This window comes from Spiroplasma endosymbiont of Lasioglossum malachurum (assembly GCF_964020065.1).
Classification (GTDB): Bacteria; Bacillota_I; Bacilli_A; order Mycoplasmatales; family VBWQ01; genus Spiroplasma_E.
Genome location: NZ_OZ026534.1, coordinates 575,852 through 601,147, shown reverse-complemented (window position 1 = coordinate 601,147; position 25,296 = coordinate 575,852). Strand labels below are relative to the sequence as shown.

21 protein-coding genes, 2 pseudogenes and 1 riboswitch are annotated in these 25,296 nt (G+C 24.1%); of the genes and pseudogenes, 10 read left to right on the top strand and 13 right to left on the bottom strand.

Going from position 1 to position 25,296, the window contains the following annotated elements:
- Window positions 1–4: 4 nt before the first annotated feature.
- From mraZ to AACK95_RS03305, 7 genes are all read right to left on the bottom strand, one after another.
- Window positions 5–436, bottom strand: a complete 432-nt coding sequence (gene mraZ, locus AACK95_RS03335; RefSeq protein ID WP_252320016.1) for a division/cell wall cluster transcriptional repressor MraZ — start codon at window positions 434–436, stop codon at window positions 5–7.
- Between the two features lie 284 nt (window positions 437–720).
- The gene (locus tag AACK95_RS03330; protein ID WP_338980841.1) at window positions 721–1,650 is read right to left on the bottom strand and encodes a BspA family leucine-rich repeat surface protein; all 930 of its coding nucleotides are present in this window, start codon (window positions 1,648–1,650) and stop codon (window positions 721–723) included.
- 165 nt (window positions 1,651–1,815) lie between these two features.
- The gene (locus tag AACK95_RS03325; RefSeq protein ID WP_338980996.1) at window positions 1,816–2,484 is read right to left on the bottom strand and encodes an IS30 family transposase; all 669 of its coding nucleotides are present in this window, start codon (window positions 2,482–2,484) and stop codon (window positions 1,816–1,818) included.
- 87 nt (window positions 2,485–2,571) lie between these two features.
- A complete protein-coding gene (locus AACK95_RS03320; protein ID WP_338979555.1) occupies window positions 2,572–2,766 on the bottom strand; it encodes a helix-turn-helix domain-containing protein in 195 nt (64 codons plus the stop codon).
- A gap of 108 nt (window positions 2,767–2,874) precedes the next feature.
- Window positions 2,875–4,809: a hypothetical protein gene (locus AACK95_RS03315; protein WP_338980839.1), complete on the bottom strand. Its 1,935-nt coding sequence runs from the start codon at window positions 4,807–4,809 to the stop codon at window positions 2,875–2,877.
- 114 nt (window positions 4,810–4,923) lie between these two features.
- The gene (locus tag AACK95_RS03310) at window positions 4,924–5,595 is read right to left on the bottom strand and encodes a hypothetical protein (protein WP_338980837.1); all 672 of its coding nucleotides are present in this window, start codon (window positions 5,593–5,595) and stop codon (window positions 4,924–4,926) included.
- Between the two features lie 76 nt (window positions 5,596–5,671).
- Window positions 5,672–6,358 (bottom strand): hypothetical protein, encoded by a 687-nt coding sequence (locus tag AACK95_RS03305; RefSeq protein WP_338980835.1) that lies wholly within the window; start codon window positions 6,356–6,358, stop codon window positions 5,672–5,674.
- A gap of 293 nt (window positions 6,359–6,651) precedes the next feature.
- Between AACK95_RS03305 and AACK95_RS03300 the strand changes: the two genes are divergently transcribed.
- On the top strand, window positions 6,652–7,602 hold the full coding sequence (locus tag AACK95_RS03300) for an IS30 family transposase (RefSeq protein WP_338980833.1): 951 nt from the start codon (window positions 6,652–6,654) through the stop codon (window positions 7,600–7,602).
- Window positions 7,603–7,763: 161 nt separating this feature from the next.
- Window positions 7,764–8,207 carry a hypothetical protein gene (locus AACK95_RS03295; RefSeq protein WP_338980831.1) on the top strand — a complete coding sequence of 148 codons (444 nt, stop codon included), beginning with the start codon at window positions 7,764–7,766 and terminating at the stop codon, window positions 8,205–8,207.
- A gap of 50 nt (window positions 8,208–8,257) precedes the next feature.
- Here the strand turns inward: AACK95_RS03295 and AACK95_RS03290 are convergent, their stop codons facing one another.
- The gene (locus AACK95_RS03290) at window positions 8,258–8,902 is read right to left on the bottom strand and encodes a hypothetical protein (protein ID WP_338980829.1); all 645 of its coding nucleotides are present in this window, start codon (window positions 8,900–8,902) and stop codon (window positions 8,258–8,260) included.
- A 99-nt stretch (window positions 8,903–9,001) separates the two neighbouring features.
- Here AACK95_RS03290 and AACK95_RS03285 point away from each other — a divergent pair, with 99 nt between their 5' ends.
- Together AACK95_RS03285 and AACK95_RS03280 are read left to right on the top strand one after the other, a co-directional pair.
- Complete coding sequence (locus AACK95_RS03285; RefSeq protein WP_338980827.1) at window positions 9,002–9,556, top strand: inorganic diphosphatase; 555 nt, start codon at window positions 9,002–9,004, stop codon at window positions 9,554–9,556.
- Between the two features lie 93 nt (window positions 9,557–9,649).
- Window positions 9,650–9,759, top strand: a riboswitch (cobalamin riboswitch).
- Window positions 9,760–9,848: 89 nt separating this feature from the next.
- Complete coding sequence (locus AACK95_RS03280; protein WP_338980975.1) at window positions 9,849–11,087, top strand: IS256 family transposase; 1,239 nt, start codon at window positions 9,849–9,851, stop codon at window positions 11,085–11,087.
- On the opposite strand, the gene AACK95_RS03275 is transcribed toward AACK95_RS03280, so the two are convergent.
- The gene (locus AACK95_RS03275) at window positions 10,980–11,861 is read right to left on the bottom strand and encodes an IS30 family transposase (protein ID WP_338980825.1); all 882 of its coding nucleotides are present in this window, start codon (window positions 11,859–11,861) and stop codon (window positions 10,980–10,982) included. The two genes, AACK95_RS03280 and AACK95_RS03275, sit on opposite strands and share 108 nt — an antisense overlap.
- 266 nt (window positions 11,862–12,127) lie before the next feature.
- Here AACK95_RS03275 and AACK95_RS03270 point away from each other — a divergent pair, with 266 nt between their 5' ends.
- The gene (locus AACK95_RS03270; protein WP_338980824.1) at window positions 12,128–15,085 is read left to right on the top strand and encodes an AAA family ATPase; all 2,958 of its coding nucleotides are present in this window, start codon (window positions 12,128–12,130) and stop codon (window positions 15,083–15,085) included.
- A 393-nt stretch (window positions 15,086–15,478) separates the two neighbouring features.
- Here the strand turns inward: AACK95_RS03270 and AACK95_RS03265 are convergent, their stop codons facing one another.
- From AACK95_RS03265 to AACK95_RS03255, 3 genes are all read right to left on the bottom strand, one after another.
- Window positions 15,479–16,714: an IS256 family transposase gene (locus tag AACK95_RS03265; RefSeq protein ID WP_422397163.1), complete on the bottom strand. Its 1,236-nt coding sequence runs from the start codon at window positions 16,712–16,714 to the stop codon at window positions 15,479–15,481.
- 389 nt (window positions 16,715–17,103) lie between these two features.
- Window positions 17,104–18,342, bottom strand: coding sequence for an IS256 family transposase (locus tag AACK95_RS03260; protein ID WP_338980992.1), 1,239 nt, complete (start codon window positions 18,340–18,342; stop codon window positions 17,104–17,106).
- 57 nt (window positions 18,343–18,399) lie between these two features.
- Window positions 18,400–19,053: an IS30 family transposase gene (locus AACK95_RS03255; RefSeq protein ID WP_338980823.1), complete on the bottom strand. Its 654-nt coding sequence runs from the start codon at window positions 19,051–19,053 to the stop codon at window positions 18,400–18,402.
- 326 nt (window positions 19,054–19,379) lie between these two features.
- Between AACK95_RS03255 and AACK95_RS03250 the strand changes: the two genes are divergently transcribed.
- From AACK95_RS03250 to AACK95_RS03230, 5 genes and pseudogenes are all read left to right on the top strand, one after another.
- Entirely contained in the window at window positions 19,380–19,973 is a 594-nt protein-coding gene (locus AACK95_RS03250; protein ID WP_338980821.1) for a hypothetical protein, read from the top strand.
- A 16-nt stretch (window positions 19,974–19,989) separates the two neighbouring features.
- Entirely contained in the window at window positions 19,990–20,775 is a 786-nt protein-coding gene (locus AACK95_RS03245) for an alpha/beta hydrolase-fold protein (protein WP_338980819.1), read from the top strand.
- Window positions 20,776–21,608: 833 nt separating this feature from the next.
- A complete protein-coding gene (locus AACK95_RS03240; RefSeq protein ID WP_338980817.1) occupies window positions 21,609–22,052 on the top strand; it encodes a hypothetical protein in 444 nt (147 codons plus the stop codon).
- Between the two features lie 113 nt (window positions 22,053–22,165).
- Window positions 22,166–23,405 (top strand): annotated as a pseudogene (locus AACK95_RS03235) (IS256 family transposase).
- Between the two features lie 4 nt (window positions 23,406–23,409).
- Window positions 23,410–23,769, top strand: a complete 360-nt coding sequence (locus AACK95_RS03230; RefSeq protein WP_338980815.1) for an IS30 family transposase — start codon at window positions 23,410–23,412, stop codon at window positions 23,767–23,769.
- 29 nt (window positions 23,770–23,798) lie between these two features.
- Here AACK95_RS03230 and AACK95_RS03225 read toward each other — a convergent pair.
- Window positions 23,799–25,038 (bottom strand): annotated as a pseudogene (locus AACK95_RS03225) (IS256 family transposase).
- Window positions 25,039–25,296 lie beyond the last annotated feature (258 nt).

The window sequence follows — 25,296 nt, the reverse complement described above, 5'->3', positions numbered from 1 at the left end:
ATTTTTATATCTCATCTAGAGCTGCTGCCGCTGACTCAAATTTATCCTTGGTATCTTGATTAAAACTATTTCAATTAGTTTCTGATCAAATCTCAATTTTATTGGATAGTCCAATCATAATTACTTTTTGTTTAATATCAGCTAGTGTCAATAATGAATGTGGAATATTAATGCGACCTTTACTATCAATAGTTAATTCTTCTGAATTAGCAAATACTTGTCTTGCTAAAATTCTAGCTTCTTTCTGACCTTCGGATTGTGATAAGATTTTATCTTGTCATTTAATAAATTCAATTTCGTTACGAATAACTAAACAGCCTTCAAAACCTTTAGAAACAATAACAATCTCATTGTTATGAAAATAACTTCTAAACTTAGAAGGAATTATCATTCGTTTCTTTTCATCTAATGTTGACAATGATTGTCCTAGTAGCATAATATCACCCACACTTTCCCACTATTACCCATATTATATAACCTTTGGCATATAATTGCAATTGATTACTTTAAATGTATGACTAGTCAGTAAAATAAAAGGGCATACAATAATAAAAATAAAAACTCATTTACTTTAAAAAAATAAAGAAATGAGTTAAAACTTTTTAAACTTACCGTTTGTCAATATTATATGCTTTTATAAAAAACAAATATAATATTTTATTATACTATTCTAAGTTTTATTATAGTTAATTACTAAGAAATTAAATACTTTTGATCAAATTAAATAGTGTTATTAATAAAAAAGTTTTTAAATTTAGGTAATTTATTAGAATTAGAAATTGCTGAACCAACAGCAAAATGAGTGTGATCTAGTACATTGGATACATTTCACTTTGAAAGATCTTGATCAAATAATACTGAGCCAGCAAACATACCAGTCATAATTCTTACATTAGATACATCTCAAGTTGATAAATCTTGATTAAATGCTAAAGTATTGGCAAATGTACCAACCATATCTTCTACACTAGATACATTTCAATTTGATAAATCTCGATTAAATAAAAAACAACCAGTAAACATACCACTCATACTTCTTACATTAGATACATCACAAATTGAAATATTACCATTAAATGATGAAGCACCAGCAAACATACCACCCACACTTCTTACATTAGATACATTTCACTTTGAAAGATCTTGATCAAATTTTAAACTACCATTAAACATAGAAAGCATATCTGTTACATTAGATACATCTCAATTTGAAATATTACCATTAAATGAAGTAGCACCAGCAAATACACTCAACATACTTGTTACTCTAGATACATCTCAAGTTGATAAATCTTGATTAAATTGTGAAGCACCCAAAAACATAAAATTTAAAGATGTTACTTCTGATGGTAATTTATCAGGTACTTTTTCAATTGTTTCTGGCATTCTAGCAACTTGAATTTCACCTTGTCGATTCTTATAAAAACCAATTTGAACAACCTCTTTACTTTCTATCTCTGACAAATCTTCTATATTAGTTTTTATTTCTTCTCCATTTTTATTTTTGTAAATTGTATCTTGTTGTGTTTTACTTTGAATGTAATTAGTTGTAATATTAGTTTTTTCTTCAATTGTATTTAAAATATTGATTAAATTTCCTGTGGTTGTTGCAAGTGTTAAAACACTTAATGTTGTTAATAATGATTTCATAATTAGTCCCCTTTATTTTCCCCAATAACTTTTTCTTAAATCTATAAGTTATCTATATTTTAAATTGTTTAAAGAGAAATGCAATAACTGACTTGTATATTAATATATTTTTTAAATTAAAATATCTAATTATTGAAGAAAGCTAAATTGTAAAGGTAAGTGCAACTAAATTATTTTTCTATCCAAATATTCGATTGGTGAAAGATAATTTAATATTTTTCTCGGTCTTTGATTTAAAGACAATATAAATTTATGAACTTCATTTTTATTAGTTTTTGAAAAAATAAATTTTTTAGGAAATTTTTCTCTAATTAAACCATTAATATTTTCATTAGTACCTCTTTGTCAAGGTGAATATGGATTGGCAAAATAAATTTTTACATCTAAATTTTTTTCAAGTTGTTGTCAATTTGAAAATTCTTTGCCACGATCAAAAGTAATAGTTTTAACAATGTTTTTAGGAAGAATTGATAAATAATAACTGACATTTTTATTAATAACTTTAGTAGTTCTGTTTTTAACTAATATTGCTAAAGTAAATCGTGATACTCTTTCAACTAAAGTTATTAAACATGATTTGCTTTTGCCTCTTGATGATACTATAGTATCTCCTTCTCAATGACCAAGTGTTATACGATCATTAACATTTATATCTCGTTCTTTAATTGATTTACCATTAAACTTGCCACGATTTTCTTTAGATTTTTGTTTTTTACCTTTTCTTCTTAAATTTTTACTAGTAACTTTATCAAACATTCCAAAATAAATTCAAGTATAAATTGTTTTAAAACTAATAACTCACTCTTTATGAAAATTTTTAATTCTGCCATAAATTTGTTCAGGTGATCAACCTAATAGTAATTTTTGTTGTACATATTTTACTAAATTCTTATTTTTAAACTTATGAAAACTAATATGTGATTATTTTCGATTTTCAGCTTTATTTTGTGCAATTAATGAAAAATAATGATTATTATCTTTATTTCTATTAATTTCTCGAATAATAGTACTAATACTTCGATTAAGATTTTTAGCTATTTCACTAATTTTAAATTTAAATTTCAATTGATTCTCAATATAAATCCTTTCATCTATGCCAAGATGTTTATAACTCATATAAAAACTCCTTACTTTTTTCTAAACTAAATTTAGCATTATGAAATTTTTATATGAGAATTTTTTGCAATTTTATTTACTTGCACTTACAAGTATAATTCAGCAAAATTATTGACTAATATGAAATAATTTTATTTTAAAGATTTTACTTGTAAGAAAATTAGCATTTTTAAATGTAATATCATAACTTTTATTATCTAAATTATTTTTAATTTTATAACTTAAAACTGCACTAACACTACCATCATCATGTTTAAATGTATTCATTGCAATATCACTTAAAGTAAAATAATTATTATTGTTAATATCAAAATATTTACTATACATATCTTTATATAAATTTTCTTGGTCTTTTAACATATTATCAAGAATACCATTATGATGTGTTTTATCAACTATTATATTTAGTAAGGAATTTAAACTACTAGTAGGAGTATTTAATCAATTAGAAAAGTTTGCAAGAACACTATCTTGTTTAAAATTAGTTTCATCACCAAATTGAACACCTAATAATTGTAATATTTCTTTAGTTTTACTAATATTATCTGTTGTTGGGTGATTAATAATATATTTAAGATTATTTAAAGCATTAATAAAATCTTTACTACCGAAAGTTAAATCTAAATATTTTACTAAATCTTTTAAATCAATTAATGGATTTGTTGTTAAATATTTATTAGTAAACTCAAATATTTTATTAATTGTGTCATTAATTGGAACATTTTTAATTGCTGATTCTAAACTATTAACAACTTGTTGAGGAATATCACTAATAGCTGAAATAAAAGAAAATTTCTTTTGAATCTCAGGTAATGTTCAATATGAATCAGTTCATGCAAAGGTAGCTTTCGCAATAATATCTTCACCAAAAGGTCCGGTCATTAAATTGGTAACTAATTTAAGCATATTATCTTTTGAAGATATTAATTCTTGAAAAATAGTTAATACTTTTTTTAGTTGAACTGTATTATTTTTAAGTGGTGTTTTATCATCTCAAGTAATACTATCAATACCAAGAGTTGGATTAGTTAATTTTAATACTTCAGTTTTAACCATTGGTATTATTGTTTTTATTAAATAAGGTCATGCCACTGGATTTGTTAAAATCTTATTAAGAGTTTCACTAAATGTAACATTAAAATTATCAGAATTAAAACCGATAGGTGCAGCACCTCATAAAGCATATTTAATATTATCGCTAATCATTTCCCCAATATATTTTCCTGATATTGACTTAAACATATAATTAAAATTAACACCAGCTATATATTCATAAAATTGATTTCAATTTCAATTTTTTGCTTCATCTTTAACATAGTATCACTTTTCATGACTTGGAATATTTCAAGCTTGAGCAAATGTCGCTTTCTTTGACATATAATCTTGCATTTTTTCAAAAGTAGTATTACCACTAAAATTATCTTCTTGATCTCAATCTGCTAATAATTTATCAATAGTATTAGTTATAATTGGAATATAATTAGTATAAGATAAGTAATCATTAATATTTGGTATTAAATTTTTAATATTTTTTAACATTCCATCAATCATATTAACAGTATCATCATTAGATAAAATAGAATTATTTAAATAATTTTTAAGCATTGGCAATATGTCACGATAACTATTATAACTATTAATATTATTAGTGACAGAATCAACTTTAGATTGATTAATACCATTACGTTGAAATAAACCCTGAATAGTATTAATACTATTACCATCTAAGTTACTAGTTCAATCATTAATAAAATCATTTCCAGTATTCTTACCTGTAAGATTATCAATTTGAATAGAAGGGGTTTGATTATACATATCATTTAATAAATTATTAGTATTAAAACCTTTATTTTTAGCAATTAATAACGATTTACCAACAATAGAGGTTTCATTAGCATACTTAGTTGCTGTTTTAGTATCAACATTGTTGTTGGCAAAATTATTAATACTAATATTGTTTGTATCAATTGTGAATGCTAAAAGCGACATGCTAGAACTTAATAAAAGGCTGGTAGTAAAAAATAAATTTAATTTTCGTCTCATATTTTACACTCTATTTATAATGATTTTCTTATAATTATAAACTATTACAAAATAATGTACAGTAAATTTTATTTTTAAAAAAAATATCTACTAATAAGTTAAATTAGTAGATATTTAATACATTTTAATTATGAATTTAATTAGATATTCCGTTTTTGTTAAGTTAGGACTAATAACTAGTAAAGGAATATTTATAAATTTATGAGAAAGTATGTTTATTATTTTTTTTGTTGTAGAAACATTAGTTTTTGGTGTAGAAGCATTAGTTTGTGTTTTATTAAAAACATGTGTTGGTTTAACTGAATGATTATTCTCTTGAGTAAAATGAGAATTTTTTTTGTGTTGATGTAATTTATTATTACATTTATTAAACAAATGTTTAATCAAATGTAAGGGATTTACCATACAGTGATGATGGTGACATAAAATATCAACAATATTAGTTAATAAATAATTAACATTTTTATTAGCTTCCAAATTATGTTGGATAGGTTTTTCCAAAATGCTATAAAAAGTAGGAATAATATTATTATAATTAGCGATATCTCTTTCCTGTAAATATGTTAACATTTCCAATACTTTTTTATTATTTACTAAATCATTATTACTTTTAAACTTTCTATTCTTGATAATGCTACTATGATAAGAATTTGGATCACATAAACGATATTTTATTTTCCTTGATGATTTTATTTTCTTTTTTCTTAATTTCAGAAAAAATATTATTATAAAACCAATTAAAAAAATAATACTCATGATAATAATTAAAATAACTATTAACTTCATATGTTACTCCCACATTTTATTTTTAATTAATAAGTATTAATTTAACATTTTATTTTATAAAATAAAATACTTTTTATTAAAAATAATAACGTTTAGCAGAACCTATCTTTCTTTCAACTAAGCTAAATAAGATAAAGATAAAAATAAATCTTAAAATTTCAATACCAAGTAAAATAAATAATATAATTACTGAATGATTATTAAAATTAAGAATATTATTATCATATTCATCAGGTCTTGGTAGGTTAGGACTAAAATAAAGTACTACTAAAGTTAAAACAAAAGATAAAGTAGCAATAATCGCATTTAAGGGTACTATTACTAGACCAGCACTTACTTTTTTGATAGTATCTACTTTTAAATTTTTACTTTTATTACACAATTTAAAAAGATAGTAGTAAATAAAATAAAAAGAAACAATAAATAAAATATTAGCAATATTATCAAAGAAAATTTGAATTGGCGGATGATCACTATCTGCTAATAAATGTAATCAAGGTTCAATAATACCAATTGCTAATGTATAATATAAACCAATAATTGGTAAAGTAAAAGCAATAATTAATGAATCAAAAATTCTTAATGGTAAAATTACTCCCATAAACTGAATAGGTATTTCAATTAATGAAGAAGCAACAGCTAATCCCAATAAAATTCCTGTCAAAGTAATATTAAAAATTTGTTGTTTTGAATTAATCTTTATTTTTTTCTTTGTTTTTATATCTACTTTTTCTTTTTCTTGGTCAACACTTTTAACTATCATTATAACTTCTCCTTTTTAAAATAAGTATTTAATTAATTAAATACTTATTTATAAAAATTATAAATTACTTTTAATTAAAAAACAAGACATTTATTAAATTTTTATAAAAAGTGTTAATACTACTCTAATTTAGAAAATTAATTAACAATAAAAATATCATAATAATAATTTGATAGATAATTTTTATTAGCTGAATTATACTTGTAAGTGCAAGTAAATAAAATTGCAAAAAATTCTCATATAAAAATTTCATAATGCTAAATTTAGTTTAGAAAAAAGTAAGGAGTTTTTATATGAGTTATAAACATCTTGGCATAGATGAAAGGATTTATATTGAGAATCAATTGAAATTTAAATTTAAAATTAGTGAAATAGCTAAAAATCTTAATCGAAGTATTAGTACTATTATTCGAGAAATTAATAGAAATAAAGATAATAATCATTATTTTTCATTAATTGCACAAAATAAAGCTGAAAATCGAAAACAATCACATATTAGTTTTCATAAGTTTAAAAATAAGAATTTAATAAAATATGTACAACAAAAATTACTATTAGGTTGATCACCTGAACAAATTTATGGCAGAATTAAAAATTTTCATAAAGAGTGAGTTATTAGTTTTAAAACAATTTATACTTGAATTTATTTTGGAATGCTTGATAAAGTTACTAGTAAAAATTTAAGAAGAAAAGGTAAAAAACGAAAATCTAAAGAAAATCGTGGCAAGTTTAATGGTAAATCAATTAAAGAACGAGATATAAATGTTAATGATCGTATAACACTTGGTCATTGAGAAGGAGATACTATAGTATCATCAAGAGGTAAAAGCAAATCATGTTTAATAATTTTAGTTGAAAGAGTATCACGATTTACTTTAGCAATATTAGTTAAAAACAGAACTACTAAAGTTATTAATAAAAATGTCAGTTATTATTTATCAATTCTTCCTAAAAACATTGTTAAAACTATTACTTTTGATCGTCGCAAAGAATTTTCAAATTGACAACAACTTGAAAAAAATTTAGATGTAAAAATTTATTTTGCCAATCCATATTCACCTTGACAAAGAGGTACTAATGAAAATACTAATGGTTTAATTAGAGAAAAATTTCCTAAAAAATTTATTTTTTCAAAAACTAATAAAAATGAAGTTCATAAATTTATATTGTCTTTAAATCAAAGACCGAGAAAAATATTAAATTATCTTTCACCAATCGAATATTTGGATAGAAAAATAATTTAGTTGCACTTACCTTTACAATTTAGCATTAAATAACAAAAACTAAAAAAATAAATTATAATATTAATCATTAATTTAAATAGTGTTAAATCCTTATATAGATATTTTTTTCTGTATTAGGATTTTATTAAATAAAATTGCTAAAAGAAAAGGAAGATTAAAAGATGGCAAAAAAATATACACCGGAAATAAAAGAAAAAGTATTACAATATTTACAAGATGGTAAAAGTTATGGTGAAATCAAAAAAGAAACTGGCATTTCAAAAACAACAATTTGAATTTGAAAGCAAAAAGCAAGAAAGAATGAACTTAAAACAAAACATTCAGTCAACTCAGCTCCAAGAGATATATTAGAAGCAGCCATCAATATTGCAGAAATAAATTGTGATAATAATGAAAATCAAAATTATAAAGAAGAATTTTTAAATCAACAACAAACAATAAATTTATTATCAGTAAATATTAACAAACAAATAGAAAACAACTATTTTGATAATTCAGAAGAAGATAGTGATTCAGAACGATTAGTAATTGATGAAGATTATAAAGAAGAAGTAAATATTTGAAGACCTTGAGAAGAGTCAGAAATAAAACAAAATAGTGAATAATCTTTAGTAATAGAATTAAAAAAGATCAATTAAAATATATTATTTAAACATTACCTATTAAAATGTTGTACTAAAATTTGTACTGGTCTAACTAATAATAAATATAAAAGCAAAACTGAAGTAAATTTAATTAAATTAAATGGTACAAATACAATTCAAATCTTATCTTTAAGATCACCAGCACCATACATGTCTAAAATAAAAGCTCAATTATAAAAAGCACTAATTAATGATACTAAAATACAAGTAATAACAACTGTCGGTATTTCAATAATCATTAATCGTTTTCAAGAATTATTAGATTGCGTTTTTCAAAATGGTAATTGCTTAAATAATAATTTAAAACTACTATATAATAACAATAAAGTAATGGTACTTAACATATAAGCAAATTCACCAATTGGTTCAGCATTACCAGAAGGAAAATGAGGTAAGATTAAACTTAGTCAAGGAACAATAATGGCAATTAACAAACTATAAGGAAGTTTAATAATTAACAATGCAATTAAATTAATAGTATTACCAAAATCAATTTTTAAAAAAGGTAAAAAAATAGGTGGTGTTTCTAATAAGGTCATTAATGTTGTAACTGCCAATAAACTACTAATTAATGCTATCCTATGAGTAGTTAATTTTAAAGAATTATTAATATTACTTTTAAATTGTTGTCACTTTTTCTCATATTTTAAACTCATCTTTTACTCCTTAAAATACATTTATTATTTTAATTATATATAAAAAAACGTTTATTTATTATATAATAAAATTAATTTTTAAAAGGAGATGAAGTATTAATGAATAAAAGTGAAAATAACATTGTGCAAATGGTAGTTGAAATTCCCAAAGGATCAAGTAATAAATATGAATATGATTGAAAATCTAAAACTATGATATTAGATCGTGTTCTTTATGGTGCTAATTTTTATCCCGGTGAATATGGATATATTCCTGAAACTTTAGATTATGATGGTGATCCTTTAGATATTATTAGTTTAATTACTTATCCAACTTTCCCTGGTTGCTTAGTAGAAGTTAGAGTTTTAGGAATGATTAAAATGATTGACGGTGGTGAAGTTGATACTAAATTATTTGGTGTTGTTAATTCTGATCCACGCTTTAATGAGTATCAAGATCTAAAAGATGTACCACAACATTTACATGATGAAATTGTTAATTTCTTTTTACAGTATAAAGAATTACAAAAAAAGAAAGTCATAATTGAAGATTGAGGTAACTTAAAAGAAGCATTAACTGAACTTACAACATGTAAAAATATGTTTAAACAATATCAAAATGAAATGAATAATTTACCAAAAGCACAATTAGTGTCATTATTAAACAAAAAATAAACAAAAAGTATAATATATTTTTAATATATTAAATCATTTATCCTTAAATACAACTGAATAAAATTAAATAGATGAACAACTGTTCATAAAAGGGAATTAAGTAATCTTAAGCTGCCCCAGCAACTGTGATACTGATAAAAGTTACATAATCCATTGAAATCAAAGATTTTGAGAAGGGTAACAAGTAAAATGAAGTTAGGTAATGTTTAGTAATCTGTGTAACTTACAAAAATAACTATGTTTAATTAATTCTAGTAAATATAATTAAATGACTAGAAAGAGTGAGTTACAGATGGCTAAAAAAGATAACTTTAATAATAATGATCCAATATCAAAAGCAGTAGATTTATTATTAGAAAATACTGAAGATTTAACAACAGTTTTTAAAGAAGGGGGTTTATATAAAGAATTAACAAAACGTTTAGTTGAAAAAATGTTGAATTCTGAGATGCAAAATTATTTAGGATATGAAAAAAATCAACATAGTAATAGTGACAATGCTCGTAATGGTATAAGTTCAAAAAAATTAATAACTCAACAAGGTAAAATTGAGATTGATGTACCACGAGATCGTAATAGTAATTTTACTCCTGTAATAGTGCCAAAAAGACAGAGAAGATTTGATGGTTTTGATCAACAAGTTCTTTCCTTATATGCAAAAGGTATGACATTATCAGATATTAGAATGCAGTTACAAGAGTTATATCATGGTGCTGATATTAGTGAAAGTGTTATTAGTCAAATTACTGATGATGTGATTGATGATGTCAAAGCATGACAAAATAGACCATTAGAAGGCATTTATCCCATTGTTTATTTTGATTGTATAGTAGTTAAAGTACGACAAGATAAACGCATTATTAACAAATCAGTTTATATAGCTTTAGGTGTTGATTTAGAAGGTAAAAAAGATGTTTTAGGTTTATGAATTAGTGAAAATGAAGGCGCTAAATTTTGATTAGCAAATTTCACAGAAATGAAAAATCGTGGCTTAAATGATATTCTTATTGCTTGTAGTGACAACTTAACAGGCATGTCAGAAGCAATACAATCAGTTTATCCTAAAACTGAACATCAATTATGTATAGTTCATCAAATCAGAAATAGTTTAAAATATGTTTCATACAAACATCGAAAATCACTAGTTACAGATTTAAAGCCAATTTATAATGCATGTAGTGAAGAACAAGCAATGCAAGCTTTAGAATCATTTGAAAGTAAATGAAATAAACACTATCCTCAAATTGCTAAATCTTGATATAAAAATTGAGATAATTTAATGATTTTTATTAGTTATCCTCCAGAAATCAAAAGAGTGATTTATACTACAAATTCTATTGAATCTGTTAATAGTCAACTACGAAAAGTTATCAGAAATAAAAAAGTTTTTCCAAATGATATGGCAGTTTTCAAAATATTTTACTTAGCAATTGAAAATATAACAAAAAAATGAACAATACCCATTCAAAATTGAAATACAGCAATTGCTCATTTTATGATAAAATTTGAAGACAGAATTAATCTGAACTAGTACTTTGCAAAACAAAGATACACAGATTACTAAAAAGCCTCCTAAATTTTTTTCAAGTTGTTGTCAATTTGAAAATTCTTTGCCACGATCAAAAATAATAGTTTTAACAATGTTTTTAGGAAGAATTGATAAATAATAACTGACATTTTTATTAATAACTTTAGTAGTTCTGTTTTTAACTAATATTGCTAAAGTAAATCGTGATACTCTTTCAACTAAAGTTATTAAACATGATTTGCTTTTTCCTCTTGATGATACTATAGTATCTCCTTCTCAATGACCAAGTGTTATACGATCATTAACATTTATATCTCGTTCTTTAATTGATTTACCATTATACTTGCCACGATTTTCTTTAGATTTTCATTTTTTACCTTTTCTTCTTAAATTTTTACTAGTAACTTTATCAAGCATTCCAAAATAAATTCAAGTATAAATTGTTTTAAAACTAATAACTCACTCTTTATGAAAATTTTTAATTCTGCCATAAATTTGTTCAGGTGATCAACCTAATAGTAATTTTTGTTGTACATATTTTACTAAATTCTTATTTTTAAACTTATGAAAACTAATATGTGATTGTTTTCGATTTTCAGCTTTATTTTGTGCAATTAATGAAAAATAATGATTATTATCTTTATTTCTATTAATTTCTCGAATAATAGTACTAATACTTCGATTAAGATTTTTAGCTATTTCACTAATTTTAAATTTAAATTTCAATTGATTCTCAATATAAATCCTTTCATCTATGCCAAGATGTTTATAACTCATATAAAAACTCCTTACTTTTTTCTAAACTAAATTTAGCATTATGAAATTTTTATATGAGAATTTTTTGCAATTTTATTTACTTGCACTTACAAGTATAATTCAGCGTACTACATTATTTTATTTGTGAATTAATAAATTTTATTATAAAACAATTAAAGAACAAATAATAATGCAAATAAAGTAATATTTCTGCTAAATCTTAACAATAAATATTAAGCTGATTCATGGTAAAATATAAATATATATTTTAAAATAGGTGAGGTAAGATGGCATTCTTAAAAAGAATCGAAGCATATGGTTTTAAGTCATTTGCAGAACCTTTAACAATAGAATTTGATACTAATATTGTAGGTATTGTTGGCCCTAATGGTTCTGGGAAGTCTAATATTAATGATGCTATTCGTTGAGTTTTAGGTGAACAATCAGTTAAATCATTACGTGGTGAAAATAGTGAAGATATAATTTTTAATGGTGCTAAAGGAAAACAGCCATTAAATAGTGCTCAAGTTACTTTAGTTTTTGATAATACTAATAAAATATTTAAAGTTGATTTTAATGAAGTACAAATTACTAGAAAAACTTTTCGTAATAGTTCAGAAAATGAATATTACATTAATAAAGCTCGTGTTCGTTTAAAAGATGTACAAGAAATTATTATGGGTACAGGTTTAGCTAAAGGTTCACTTGCAATTATTAGTCAAGGTAATGTTTCACGATTTGCTGATTCTAAGCCAGAAGAAAGAAGAACTTTATTTGAAGAGGCTGCGGGTGTTTCAAAATACAAAAAGAGGAAAGAAGAGTCATTACGTAAATTAGAGCGTACTAATGAAAATTTAGTTCGAGTTAATGATATTATTAGTGAAATAAGTAGAAAAATTGAACCATTAGCAAAACAAGCACAGAAAGCTAAAACTTATGTTGAATTACGTGATAATTTAAAAAAATATGAAATTACTATTATTGTTAAAGATTTGGAGACATATCATAATCAATTAAAACTTACAACATTCAGTATAAATGATAATGAAATTTTACAACAACAACTTAATTTAAATATTAGTAAGAATGAACAACAATTAAAATTTTTAAAAAATAAAAGTTATGATTTAGATAAAAACATTAATAGTTTAGAAATGAATTTATCTAATGTTAATAGTTTATTGCAAGTTTTAGAACAACAAAAATCGTTAATGAAAACAAAACAAAGTGAAATAAAAGATCAAAAAGAAGTTGAAAAATTAAAAAATGAAATTGAAACTTTGCTTACTATTATTGAACAAAAAACTTTTTTACAAAAAAAAGAACAAGAAAATTTTGATAAAATTAATAATTTATTTGAAGAACTAAATGTTCAACATCAAGATTTAATTTTAGGACAAAATAATATTCATCGTGGTTTAGGTGAAAAAAAAGCACAATTAGAATCGGTAATTAATTATCAACAACGACAAAATCAAAAATATTTGGGTGTTCAAACAATTTTAAAAAATAAAGATAAACTATATGGCATCATTGGAGTAGTGAGTGATTTAATTTCGGTGCCCGATCTTTATAGTGAAGCGATTGTTAAAGTATTGAGCAATACTTTAAAAAACATTGTTACGGCAACTAACAAAGATGCAACCAAGGCTGTTGAATTTTTAAAACAAAATAAAGCGGGAATTGCCACTTTTTTACCTTTAAATTCAATTCAAGTTCGAACAGCGACTAAAGAAGATGAAATTATTGTTAATAGTAAATCAGGTTATTTAAGTTTTGCTCATCATTTAGTTACAGCAGTTGATAATAGAATTCAGCCGATTATTAATTTTCTTTTAGGTCGTACTATTATTTGTGAAGACTTAGAAAGCGCAAGAGTTATTTCACAATTAATTGCTGCTAAATACCAATGTGTAACTTTAGATGGTCAATTAATTAAAGCTGGTGGTGCTATTGTTGGAGGTTATCAACATCAAAATAGTATTAATGTTTTTAAAGAAAAGTTAATAGTTTCTGAATTAAAAGAAGAAATTAAATCATTAGAACAACAATTAGTTAATATAAATGTCCAAAGAACAAGTATTGAAAGCGAATTAAATAATTATCAAGGTCAAAAGTTGACAATTACTTTAACAATAAATAAACTGATCAGTGAAATTAGTGAAATCACTAATCAATCACAATTATTAACTACTCAATATCAAACATTAACTGGTAAAAAATTAGATATTGATACTACAAACCAATTAAATGATATTTTTATTCAATATGAAAATTCTAAATATGATCAAGCAACAATAAAAAGTCAACTACAATTAATTCGTAAACAGAAACATCAATTATTAGAACAAATGCAAAATTTAGAAAATGAATTATATAGTTTAAATCAAGAACATTTTATGACTAGTGATAAATTAAATAATCAAAAGCTTGAACAAGTAAAAATGGAGTCAAAAGTAGAGCAACATTTAAGACGTTTAGTTGAAACTTATAATTTAACTTATGAATATGCTAGAGAACATTATAGTGAACCATTAGCAGATGAACAACAAGCATGTAATTTGGTACAACAATTACGTAGTGAAATTGAAGATTTAGGATTTGTAAATATTAATGCTATTGAAGAATTTGAAAATGAAAATGAACGTTATTTACGTTTAAAAACTAAACATGATGAATTACAATTAGCATCACAATCGTTGTTAACAGCCATTGATGAAATGGATAATGTTATGGTAACGCAATTTGATGAAACAATCAAAGCTATTAATATGGTATTGCCCGAAACATTTCAAACTTTATTTGGTGGAGGAACTTGTAGTTTACGATATACATCACCTGATGATATTTTAAATACAGGTGTGGAAGTGCTTGCTAATCCTCCTGGTAAAAGAATTAGTAATTTAAACTTATTATCAGGTGGTGAAAAATCATTAGTTGCATTAGCAGTATTATTTGCTATTTTAAAAGTCAAGCCGTTGCCATTGACAATATTAGATGAGGTTGAAGCACCATTGGATCCAGCAAATTTAGAGCGTTTTGCTAGATATGTTCGTAGTTTTTCACAATATACACAATTTATTATTGTTACTCATCGTCCAGGCACAATGGAAAATTGTGATGTATTATATGGGACAACTATGCAAAATCAAGGAATTACGAAAATGGTAGCCATTAAATTAGCAGATGCTAAAAAAATTATTGAAAGCGATAAATCAGTGAAAAATGTTAATTATGTCGTTTAAACTTTATGTTATATTAAAAATAAATTTATTAAAAACAGACCTATTTCATAGGTCTGTTTTTAATAAATTTAAGTATTATTATTTTTTTATTGTGATGAAACATTAACGATTCATGTTGGTGTTAAACCAACCATATCAATAACAACTCCATTACCATTATCATAGTCAGAAATTTGTCATATGTATCATTGTGCAATTAATATTGCTGCAACTGCACCAATTATTGGAGCTAATGCTGATAAGGCAACACCTAGGACAGCAGAGACTGCTCCTATTCCCGAACCAATCGCATTATTTAATTTTTATGTAATGTATCATGATTTAATCCAATAACATGGTAAGCAAAATAATAGAGGTTTTTTAATAATCTGTGTATCTTTGTTTTGCAAAGTACTAGTTCAGATTAATTCTGTCTTCAAATTTTATCATAAAATGAGCAATTGCTGTATTTCAATTTTGAATGGGCATTGTTCATTTTTTTGTTATATTTTCAATTGCTAAGTAAAATATTTTGAAAACTGCCATATCATTTGGAAAAACTTTTTTATTTCTGATGACTTTTCGTAATTGACTATTAACAGATTCAATAGAATTTGTAGTATAAATCACTCTTTTGATTTCTGGAGGATAACTAATAAAAATCATTAAATTATCTCAATTTTTATATCAAGATTTAGCAATTTGAGGATAGTGTTTATTTCATTTACTTTCAAATGATTCTAAAGCTTGCATTGCTTGTTCTTCACTACATGCATTATAAATTGGCTTTAAATCTGTAACTAGTGATTTTCGATGTTTGTATGAAACATATTTTAAACTATTTCTGATTTGATGAACTATACATAATTGATGTTCAGTTTTAGGATAAACTGATTGTATTGCTTCTGACATGCCTGTTAAGTTGTCACTACAAGCAATAAGAATATCATTTAAGCCACGATTTTTCATTTCTGTGAAATTTGCTAATCAAAATTTAGCACCTTCATTTTCACTAATTCATAAACCTAAAATATCTTTTTTACCTTCTAAATCAACATCTAAAGCTATATAAACTGATTTGTTAATAATGCGTTTATCTTGTCGTACTTTAACTACTATACAATCAAAATAAACAATGGGATAAATGCCTTCTAATGGTCTATTTTGTCATGCTTTGACATCATCAATCACATCATCAGTAATTTGACTAATAACACTTTCACTAATATCAGCACCATGATATAACTCTTGTAACTGCATTCTAATATCTGATAATGTCATACCTTTTGCATATAAGGAAAGAACTTGTTGATCAAAACCATCAAATCTTCTCTGTCTTTTTGGCACTATTACAGGAGTAAAATTACTATTACGATCTCGTGGTACATCAATCTCAATTTTACCTTGTTGAGTTATTAATTTTTTTGAACTTATACCATTACGAGCATTGTCACTATTACTATGTTGATTTTTTTCATATCCTAAATAATTTTGCATCTCAGAATTCAACATTTTTTCAACTAAACGTTTTGTTAATTCTTTATATAAACCCCCTTCTTTAAAAACTGTTGTTAAATCTTCAGTATTTTCTAATAATAAATCTACTGCTTTTGATATTGGATCATTATTATTGCTAAATTGTAAAGGTAAGTGCAACTAAATTATTTTTCTATCCAAATATTCGATTGGTGAAAGATAATTTAATATTTTTCTCGGTCTTTGATTTAAAGACAATATAAATTTATGAACTTCATTTTTATTAGTTTTTGAAAAAATAAATTTTTTAGGAATTTTTTCTCTAATTAAACCATTAGTATTTTCATTAGTACCTCTTTGTCAAGGTGAATATGGATTGGCAAAATAAATTTTTACATCTAAATTTTTTTCAAGTTGTTATCAATTTGAAAATTCTTTGCCACGATCAAAAGTAATAGTTTTAACAATATTTTTAGGAAGAATTGATAAATAATAACTGACATTTTTATTAATAACTTTAGTGAGGTTTTTTAATAATCTGTGTATCTTTGTTTTGCAAAGTACTAGTTCAGATTAATTCTATCTTCAAATTTTATCATAAAATGAGCAATTGCTGTATTTCAATTTTGAATGGGCATTGTTCATTTTTTTGTTATATTTTCAATTGCTAAATAAAATATTTTAAAAACTGCCATATCATTAGGAAAAACTTTTTTATTTCTGATGACTTTTCATAATTGACTATTAACAGATTCAATAGAATTTGTAGTATAAATCACTCTTTTGATTTCTGGAGGATAACTAATAAAAATCATTAAATTATCTCAATTTTTATATCAAGATTTAGCAATTTGAGGATAGTGTTTATTTCATTTACTTTCAAATGATTCTAAAGCTTGCATTGCTTGTTCTTCACTACATGCATTATAAATTGGCTTTAAATCTGTAACTAGTGATTTTCGATGTTTGTATGAAACATATTTTAAACTATTTCTGATTTGATGAACTATACATAATTGATGTTCAGTTTTAGGATAAACTGATTGTATTGCTTCTGACATGCCTGTTAAGTTGTCACTACAAGCAATAAGAATATCATTTAAGCCACGATTTTTCATTTCTGTGAAATTTGCTAATCAAAATTTAGCGCCTTCATTTTCACTAATTCATAAACCTAAAACATCTTTTTTACCTTCTAAATCAACACCTAAAGCTATATAAACTGATTTGTTAATAATGCGTTTATCTTGTCGTACTTTAACTACTATACAATAAAAATAAACAATGGGATAAATGCCTTCTAATGGTCTATTTTGTCATGCTTTGACATCATCAATCACATCATCAGTAATTTGACTAATAACACTTTCACTAATATCAGCACCATGATATAACTCTTTTAACTGCATTCTAATATCTGATAATGTCATACCTTTTGCATATAAGGAAAGAACTTGTTGATCAAAACCATCAAATCTTCTCTGTCTTTTTGGCACTATTACAGGAGTAAAATTACTATTACGATCTCGTGGTACATCAATCTCAATTTTACCTTGTTGAGTTATTAATTTTTTTGAACTTATACCATTACGAGCATTGTCACTATTACTATGTTGATTTTTTTCATATCCTAAATAATTTTGCATCTCAGAATTCAACATTTTTTCAACTAAACGTTTTGTTAATTCTTTATATAAACCCCCTTCTTTAAAAACTGTTGTTAAATCTTCAGTATTTTCTAATAATAAATCTACTGCTTTTGATATTGGATCATTATTATTAAAGTTATCTTTTTTAGCCATCTGTAACTCACTCTTTCTAGTCATTTAATTATATTTACTAGAATTAATTAAACATAGTTATTTTTGTAAGTTACACAGATTACTAAACATTACCACTTTAGTAGTTCTGTTTTTAACTAATATTGCTAAAGTAAATCGTGATACTCTTTCAACTAAAGTTATTAAACATGATTTGCTTTTGCCTCTTGATGATACTATAGTATCTCCTTCTCAATGACCAAGTGTTATACGATCATTAACATTTATATCTCGTTCTTTAATTGATTTACCATTAAACTTGCCACGATTTTCTTTAGATTTTCATTTTTTACCTTTTCTTCTTAAATTTTTACTAGTAACTTTATCAAGCATTCCAAAATAAATTCAAGTATAAATTGTTTTAAAACTAATAACTCACTCTTTATGAAAATTTTTAATTCTGCCATAAATTTGTTCAGGTGATCAACCTAATAGTAATTTTTGTTGTACATATTTTACTAAATTCTTATTTTTAAACTTATGAAAACTAATATGTGATTGTTTTCGATTTTCAGCTTTATTTTGTGCAATTAATGAAAAATAATGATTATTATCTTTATTTCTATTAATTTCTCGAATAATAGTACTAATACTTCGATTAAGATTTTTAGCTATTTCACTAATTTTAAATTTAAATTTCAATTGATTCTCAATATAAATCCTTTCATCTATGCCAAGATGTTTATAACTCATATAAAAACTCCTTACTTTTTTCTAAACTAAATTTAGCATTATGAAATTTTTATATGAGAATTTTTTGCAATTTTATTTACTTGCACTTACAAGTATAATTCAGCACTTATTTATTTCAATGTTATAATTATTTTAAGATTAAATTTAAAAATATATAATTAGATTGGAAGTAAAAAATGATTCCCGAATATCGATTATTTAACCATCTTTTGTTTTTAAAAAGTAATTATTTTTTTAAGCGCGAAATTAAAAAAAAATTAGGTCATTTAAAAGCAAAAGATTATCGTAATACTTATAACTTAATATTTAATAGTAATCAAAATTTAATGTTTATGAAAATAGTAAGTGTTTATTTATATTTTAATAAAATTTCTTATAAAGAATATTTAAGATTAGTTGCAAATTTTATATTAACTATTTCTGCTTTAATTCCTACTTTTAAGCGTCAAGAAAAACAGTTAGATGATTATCAAAATGCCAAGGAACTTTTATTATTACTTGGATGTAAAGACCAAATAAAAGTTTGGTTTGATGATACTTCAAAAGTAGTATTACCTGATTTTTTGGTAAATAATTCTAATTTGAAAAAAGAAAGTTTGCTCATAATTAAAAGATTGGTAAATATTAGTGGTAATATTTTTATTAATTTAACTAAGAATGAAACAAACATAAAAAATAATTATGAGTTTGGAAGTTTATTAATGTTATTTTACTTGTTGGATTTAGAAACTAGAAAAACATTGCTGACAAAAGATAGTACTGATTTAAATTTAAAAGCTTTTTTTTCATATGAAACTTTATTTACTAATAAGTTGATAATTTTAGATGAATTGGTTAAATGTGCTATGCGCTTAGAACAAACTAATTTTAATTTTTATATTAGAATAATGAATTATTCTTTGTTAGGAAATTATCAATAAATTAAGGAGAAAAAACATGAATAATTATGATATAAAAGTTGAAAATATTAAAAGTAAATTTTTAAATATTAATAAAGATATTATTATTGCTTTACCTTCTATTTATGATCAAAATATTGCTTATGAAGTTTATTTAGTTTTTGATGGTAAAGATATGTTACTTAATAGTAATAGTAATAGTAATATTTTATTTGAAAATAATAGTAATTGTATTTTTATTGGTATTGGTAGTACCAATAATATGACTCGTTTTAATGATTTAGCAACTTATACCAATGATGATGTAAAAATATTAATGACAAAATATTTTCCTGAATTAAAAAAAAGTAACATTGATTTTCTTGGTGGTAATGGTAAAAATTACTTAGAATTTATTATTAATGAGGTTATACCATTTGTTATTAAAAAGTTTAATTTAAAAATTAAAAATTTAAATGCCATTGGTTGTTCTTTGGGAGCATATTTTTGTTTACAAATGTTATATTTATCAAAATTACAATTTACAAAATTATTATTATTTTCGCCAGCAATTTGATTTAATTCACAAATTATTGAAGATTTAAAAACTAAAGTTTTAAATAATAATCAACCTTTAATAGTTGAACTATGGGTAGGAAAAAAAGAACCAAAGTTTTTTGAAGGCAAATTAGTAACAAATTATGAAAGTAATACTATTGAATTAAAAAAAATATTAACTAATAGAAAAATTACTACTAATTTAGTAATTGATGAAAATGGTAGTCATGGTTTTAAATGATGAATTAAATATATTAATGAAAATCCTTTAATTCTTATTACCTAATTGAAACTATGGTTTTTCTTTTTGGGCGATTGTCAAAGTTACGAAATAATTTATTATCATATTAGTAACTTATTTCCAAAAATGAATTATTTGAAAAATAATGAAAATTAGAGAAAATTACTCTCTTTTCTTAAAACATTAAATTTATATTTTATATTCGACGTATTTAAAAAAAATAAAATATACATTTTGTAAGTTAAATTAAAATTATCAACAAGGAAAAAGACAAGAAATAATCTTGTCTTTTTTTGTAATTGTAAAATTTTAAAATTTTTAATAACAATCTTTAGCACTATTATCAACACGTGTTAGGGAACTAAAAAAGTGAACTACAACACAGTTGTTAAAAATAGTAGCTAGCATGTGGACTTGCATGGATAAATAAAAAGTGGAGTGATACCTAATAAAATATACTAACCATTAATGGTAATTCTTGGGGTGGGAGCGAATTGGAAACTAGTATATATAGACCTGTTGTAGGGACCCATTGTATTAATTCTATTCTTTATTTAACCAACCTTGCCACTCCCCAGTGAGCAAGTGTTGGTTTTATTTTTTATTTTTTTTGAAAAATTTTTTTGGGCGAGAAAATAAATTTCAAACTTGTAAAAAAAATTGAGCGGGGCCGGTTCAATTAAAATATTAATTTGTTTAACACAAATTAAATAAATATTGAATCGAATGCCTCAATGTTTTTTAAAATTTCACAATTTATTTTTGAGCCCAGTTTTCATGGAATGAATAAAACGAATAGTAGTAGTATTAATAATCTAAACATCAAAATATATGTTCTTTATGCTAGAAGCAACAGAACATATTAGGTAAGGATTATTATGCAAATAGAATTTAAAAAAGAACAAATTGTTAAAGATAAACCACAATCTATTCTTATTGATTATGTTGAATATAAATTATCACTTCCAAAATGAATGATTAAAAATAATTCTTTTATTGTTGATAACAGTTACACATATTGAGTTTTTAATTTAGAAAATATTAAAAGAGAATTAAGTGGTAATGAATTAATAAAATTATTAGAACCATATATTAAAGACCAAAAAATAACTGTTAATAAACCAATTACTCCAAAAGAATATTATCTTAATGATATAAAACTTGAACCATTAACATTTTATGAACAGCATAATAGTTGATTTATGGGTGAAATAACTGATAACAAAACTAAAATTACTAATCCTTGTTTTAAATATAACATTACGTGAGAAGAAAACAGAAAAGGTTTTAAAATGCTAAATTGTAAAGGTAAGTGCAACTAAATTATTTTTCTATCCAAATAGTAATGTTTAGTAATCTGTGTAACTTACAAAAATAACTATGTTTAATTAATTCTAGTAAATATAATTAAATGACTAGAAAGAGTGAGTTACAGATGGCTAAAAAAGATAACTTTAATAATAATGATCCAATATCAAAAGCAGTAGATTTATTATTAGAAAATACTGAAGATTTAACAACAGTTTTTAAAGAAGGGGGTTTATATAAAGAATTAACAAAACGTTTAGTTGAAAAAATGTTGAATTCTGAGATGCAAAATTATTTAGGATATGAAAAAAATCAACATAGTAATAGTGACAATGCTCGTAATGGTATAAGTTCAAAAAAATTAATAACTCAACAAGGTAAAATTGAGATTGATGTACCACGAGATCGTAATAGTAATTTTACTCCTGTAATAGTGCCAAAAAGACAGAGAAGATTTGATGGTTTTGATCAACAAGTTCTTTCCTTATATGCAAAAGGTATGATATTATCAGATATTAGAATGCAGTTACAAGAGTTATATCATGGTGCTGATATTAGTGAAAGTGTTATTAGTCCAAATTACTGATGATGTGATTGATGATGTCAAAGCATGACAAAATAGACCATTAGAAGGCATTTATCCCATTGTTTATTTTGATTGTATAGTAGTTAAAGTACGACAAGATAAACGCATTATTAACAAATCAGTTTATATAGCTTTAGGTGTTGATTTAGAAGGTAAAAAAGATGTTTTAGGTTTATGAATTAGTGAAAATGAAGGCGCTAAATTTTGATTAGCAAATTTCACAGAAATGAAAAATCGTGGCTTAAATGATATTCTTATTGCTTGTAGTGACAACTTAACAGGCATGTCAGAAGCAATACAATCAGTTTATCCTAAAACTGAACATCAATTATGTATAGTTCATCAAATCAGAAATAGTTTAAAATATGTTTCATACAAATATCGAAAATCACTAGTTACAGATTTAAAGCCAATTTATAATGCATGTAGTGAAGAACAAGCAATGCAAGCTTTAGAATCATTTGAAAGTAAATGAAATAAACACTATCCTCAAATTGCTAAATCTTGATATAAAAATTGAGATAATTTAATGATTTTTATTAGTTATCCTCCAGAAATCAAAAGAGTGATTTATACTACAAATTCTATTGAATCTGTTAATAGTCAATTACGAAAAGTCATCAGAAATAAAAAAGTTTTTCCAAATGATATGGCAGTTTTCAAAATATTTTACTTAGCAATTGAAAATATAACAAAAAAATGAACAATGCCCATTCAAAATTGAAATACAGCAATTGCTCATTTTATGATAAAATTTGAAGATAGAATTAATCTGAACTAGTACTTTGCAAAACAAAGAAACACAGATTATTAAAAAACCTCAAAATGTCAGTTATTATTTATCAATTCTTCCTAAAAACATTGTTAAAACTATTACTTTTGATCGTGGCAAAGAATTTTCAAATTGACAACAACTTGAAAAAAATTTAAATGTAAAAATTTATTTTGCCAATCCATATTCACCTTGACAAAGAGGTACTAATGAAAATACTAATGGTTTAATTAGAGAAAAATTTCCTAAAAAATTTATTTTTTCAAAAACTAATAAAAATGAAGTTCATAAATTTATATTGTCTTTAAATCAAAGACCGAGAAAAATACTAAATTATCTTTTACCAATCGAATATTTGGATGAGGCTTTTTAGTAATCTGTGTTTCTTTGTTTTGCAAAGTACTAGTTCAGATTAATTCTATCTTCAAATTTTATCATAAAATGAGCAATTGCTGTATTTCAATTTTGAATGGGCATTGTTCATTTTTTTGTTATATTTTCAATTGCTAAATAAAATATTTTGAAAACTGCCATATCATTTGGAAAAACTTTTTTATTTCTGATGACTTTTCGTAATTGACTATTAACAGATTCAATAGAATTTGTAGTATAAATCACTCTTTTGATTTCTGGAGGATAACTAATAAAAATCATTAAATTATCTCAATTTTTATATCAAGATTTAGCAATTTGAGGATAGTGTTTATTTCATTTACTTTCAAATGATTCTAAAGCTTGCATTGCTTGTTCTTCACTACATGCATTATAAATTGGCTTTAAATCTGTAACTAGTGATTTTCGATATTTGTATGAAATATATTTTAAACTATTTCTGATTTGATGAACTATACATAATTGATGTTCAGTTTTAGGATAAACTGATTGTATTGCTTCTGACATGCCTGTTAAGTTGTCACTACAAGCAATAAGAATATCATTTAAGCCACGATTTTTCATTTCTGTGAAATTTGCTAATCAAAATTTAGCGCCTTCATTTTCACTAATTCATAAACCTAAAAGATCTTTTTTACCTTCTAAATCAACACCTAAAGCTATATAAACTGATTTGTTAATAATGCGTTTATCTTGTCGTACTTTAACTACTATACAATCAAAATAAACAATGGGATAAATGCCTTCTAATGGTCTATTTTGTCATGCTTTGACATCATCAATCACATCATCAGTAATTTGGACTAATAACACTTTCACTAATATCAGCACCATGATATAACTCTTGTAACTGCATTCTAATATCTGATAATATCATACCTTTTGCATATAAGGAAAGAACTTGTTGATCAAAACCATCAAATCTTCTCTGTCTTTTTGGCACTATTACAGGAGTAAAATTACTATTACGATCTCGTGGTACATCAATCTCAATTTTACCTTGTTGAGTTATTAATTTTTTTGAACTTATACCATTACGAGCATTGTCACTATTACTATGTTGATTTTTTTCATATCCTAAATAATTTTGCATCTCAGAATTCAACATTTTTTCAACTAAACGTTTTGTTAATTCTTTATATAAACCCCCTTCTTTAAAAACTGTTGTTAAATCTTCAGTATTTTCTAATAATAAATCTACTGCTTTTGATATTGGATCATTATTATTAAAGTTATCTTTTTTAGCCATCTGTAACTCACTCTTTCTAGTCATTTAATTATATTTACTAGAATTAATTAAACATAGTTATTTTTGTAAGTTACACAGATTACTAAACATTACCAATAAATCTACTGCTTTTGATATTGGATCATTATTATTAAAGTTATCTTTTTTAGCCATCTGTAACTCACTCTTTCTAGTCATTTAATTATATTTACTAGAATTAATTAAACATAGTTATTTTTGTAAGTTACACAGATTACTAAACATTACCGACATTTTTAT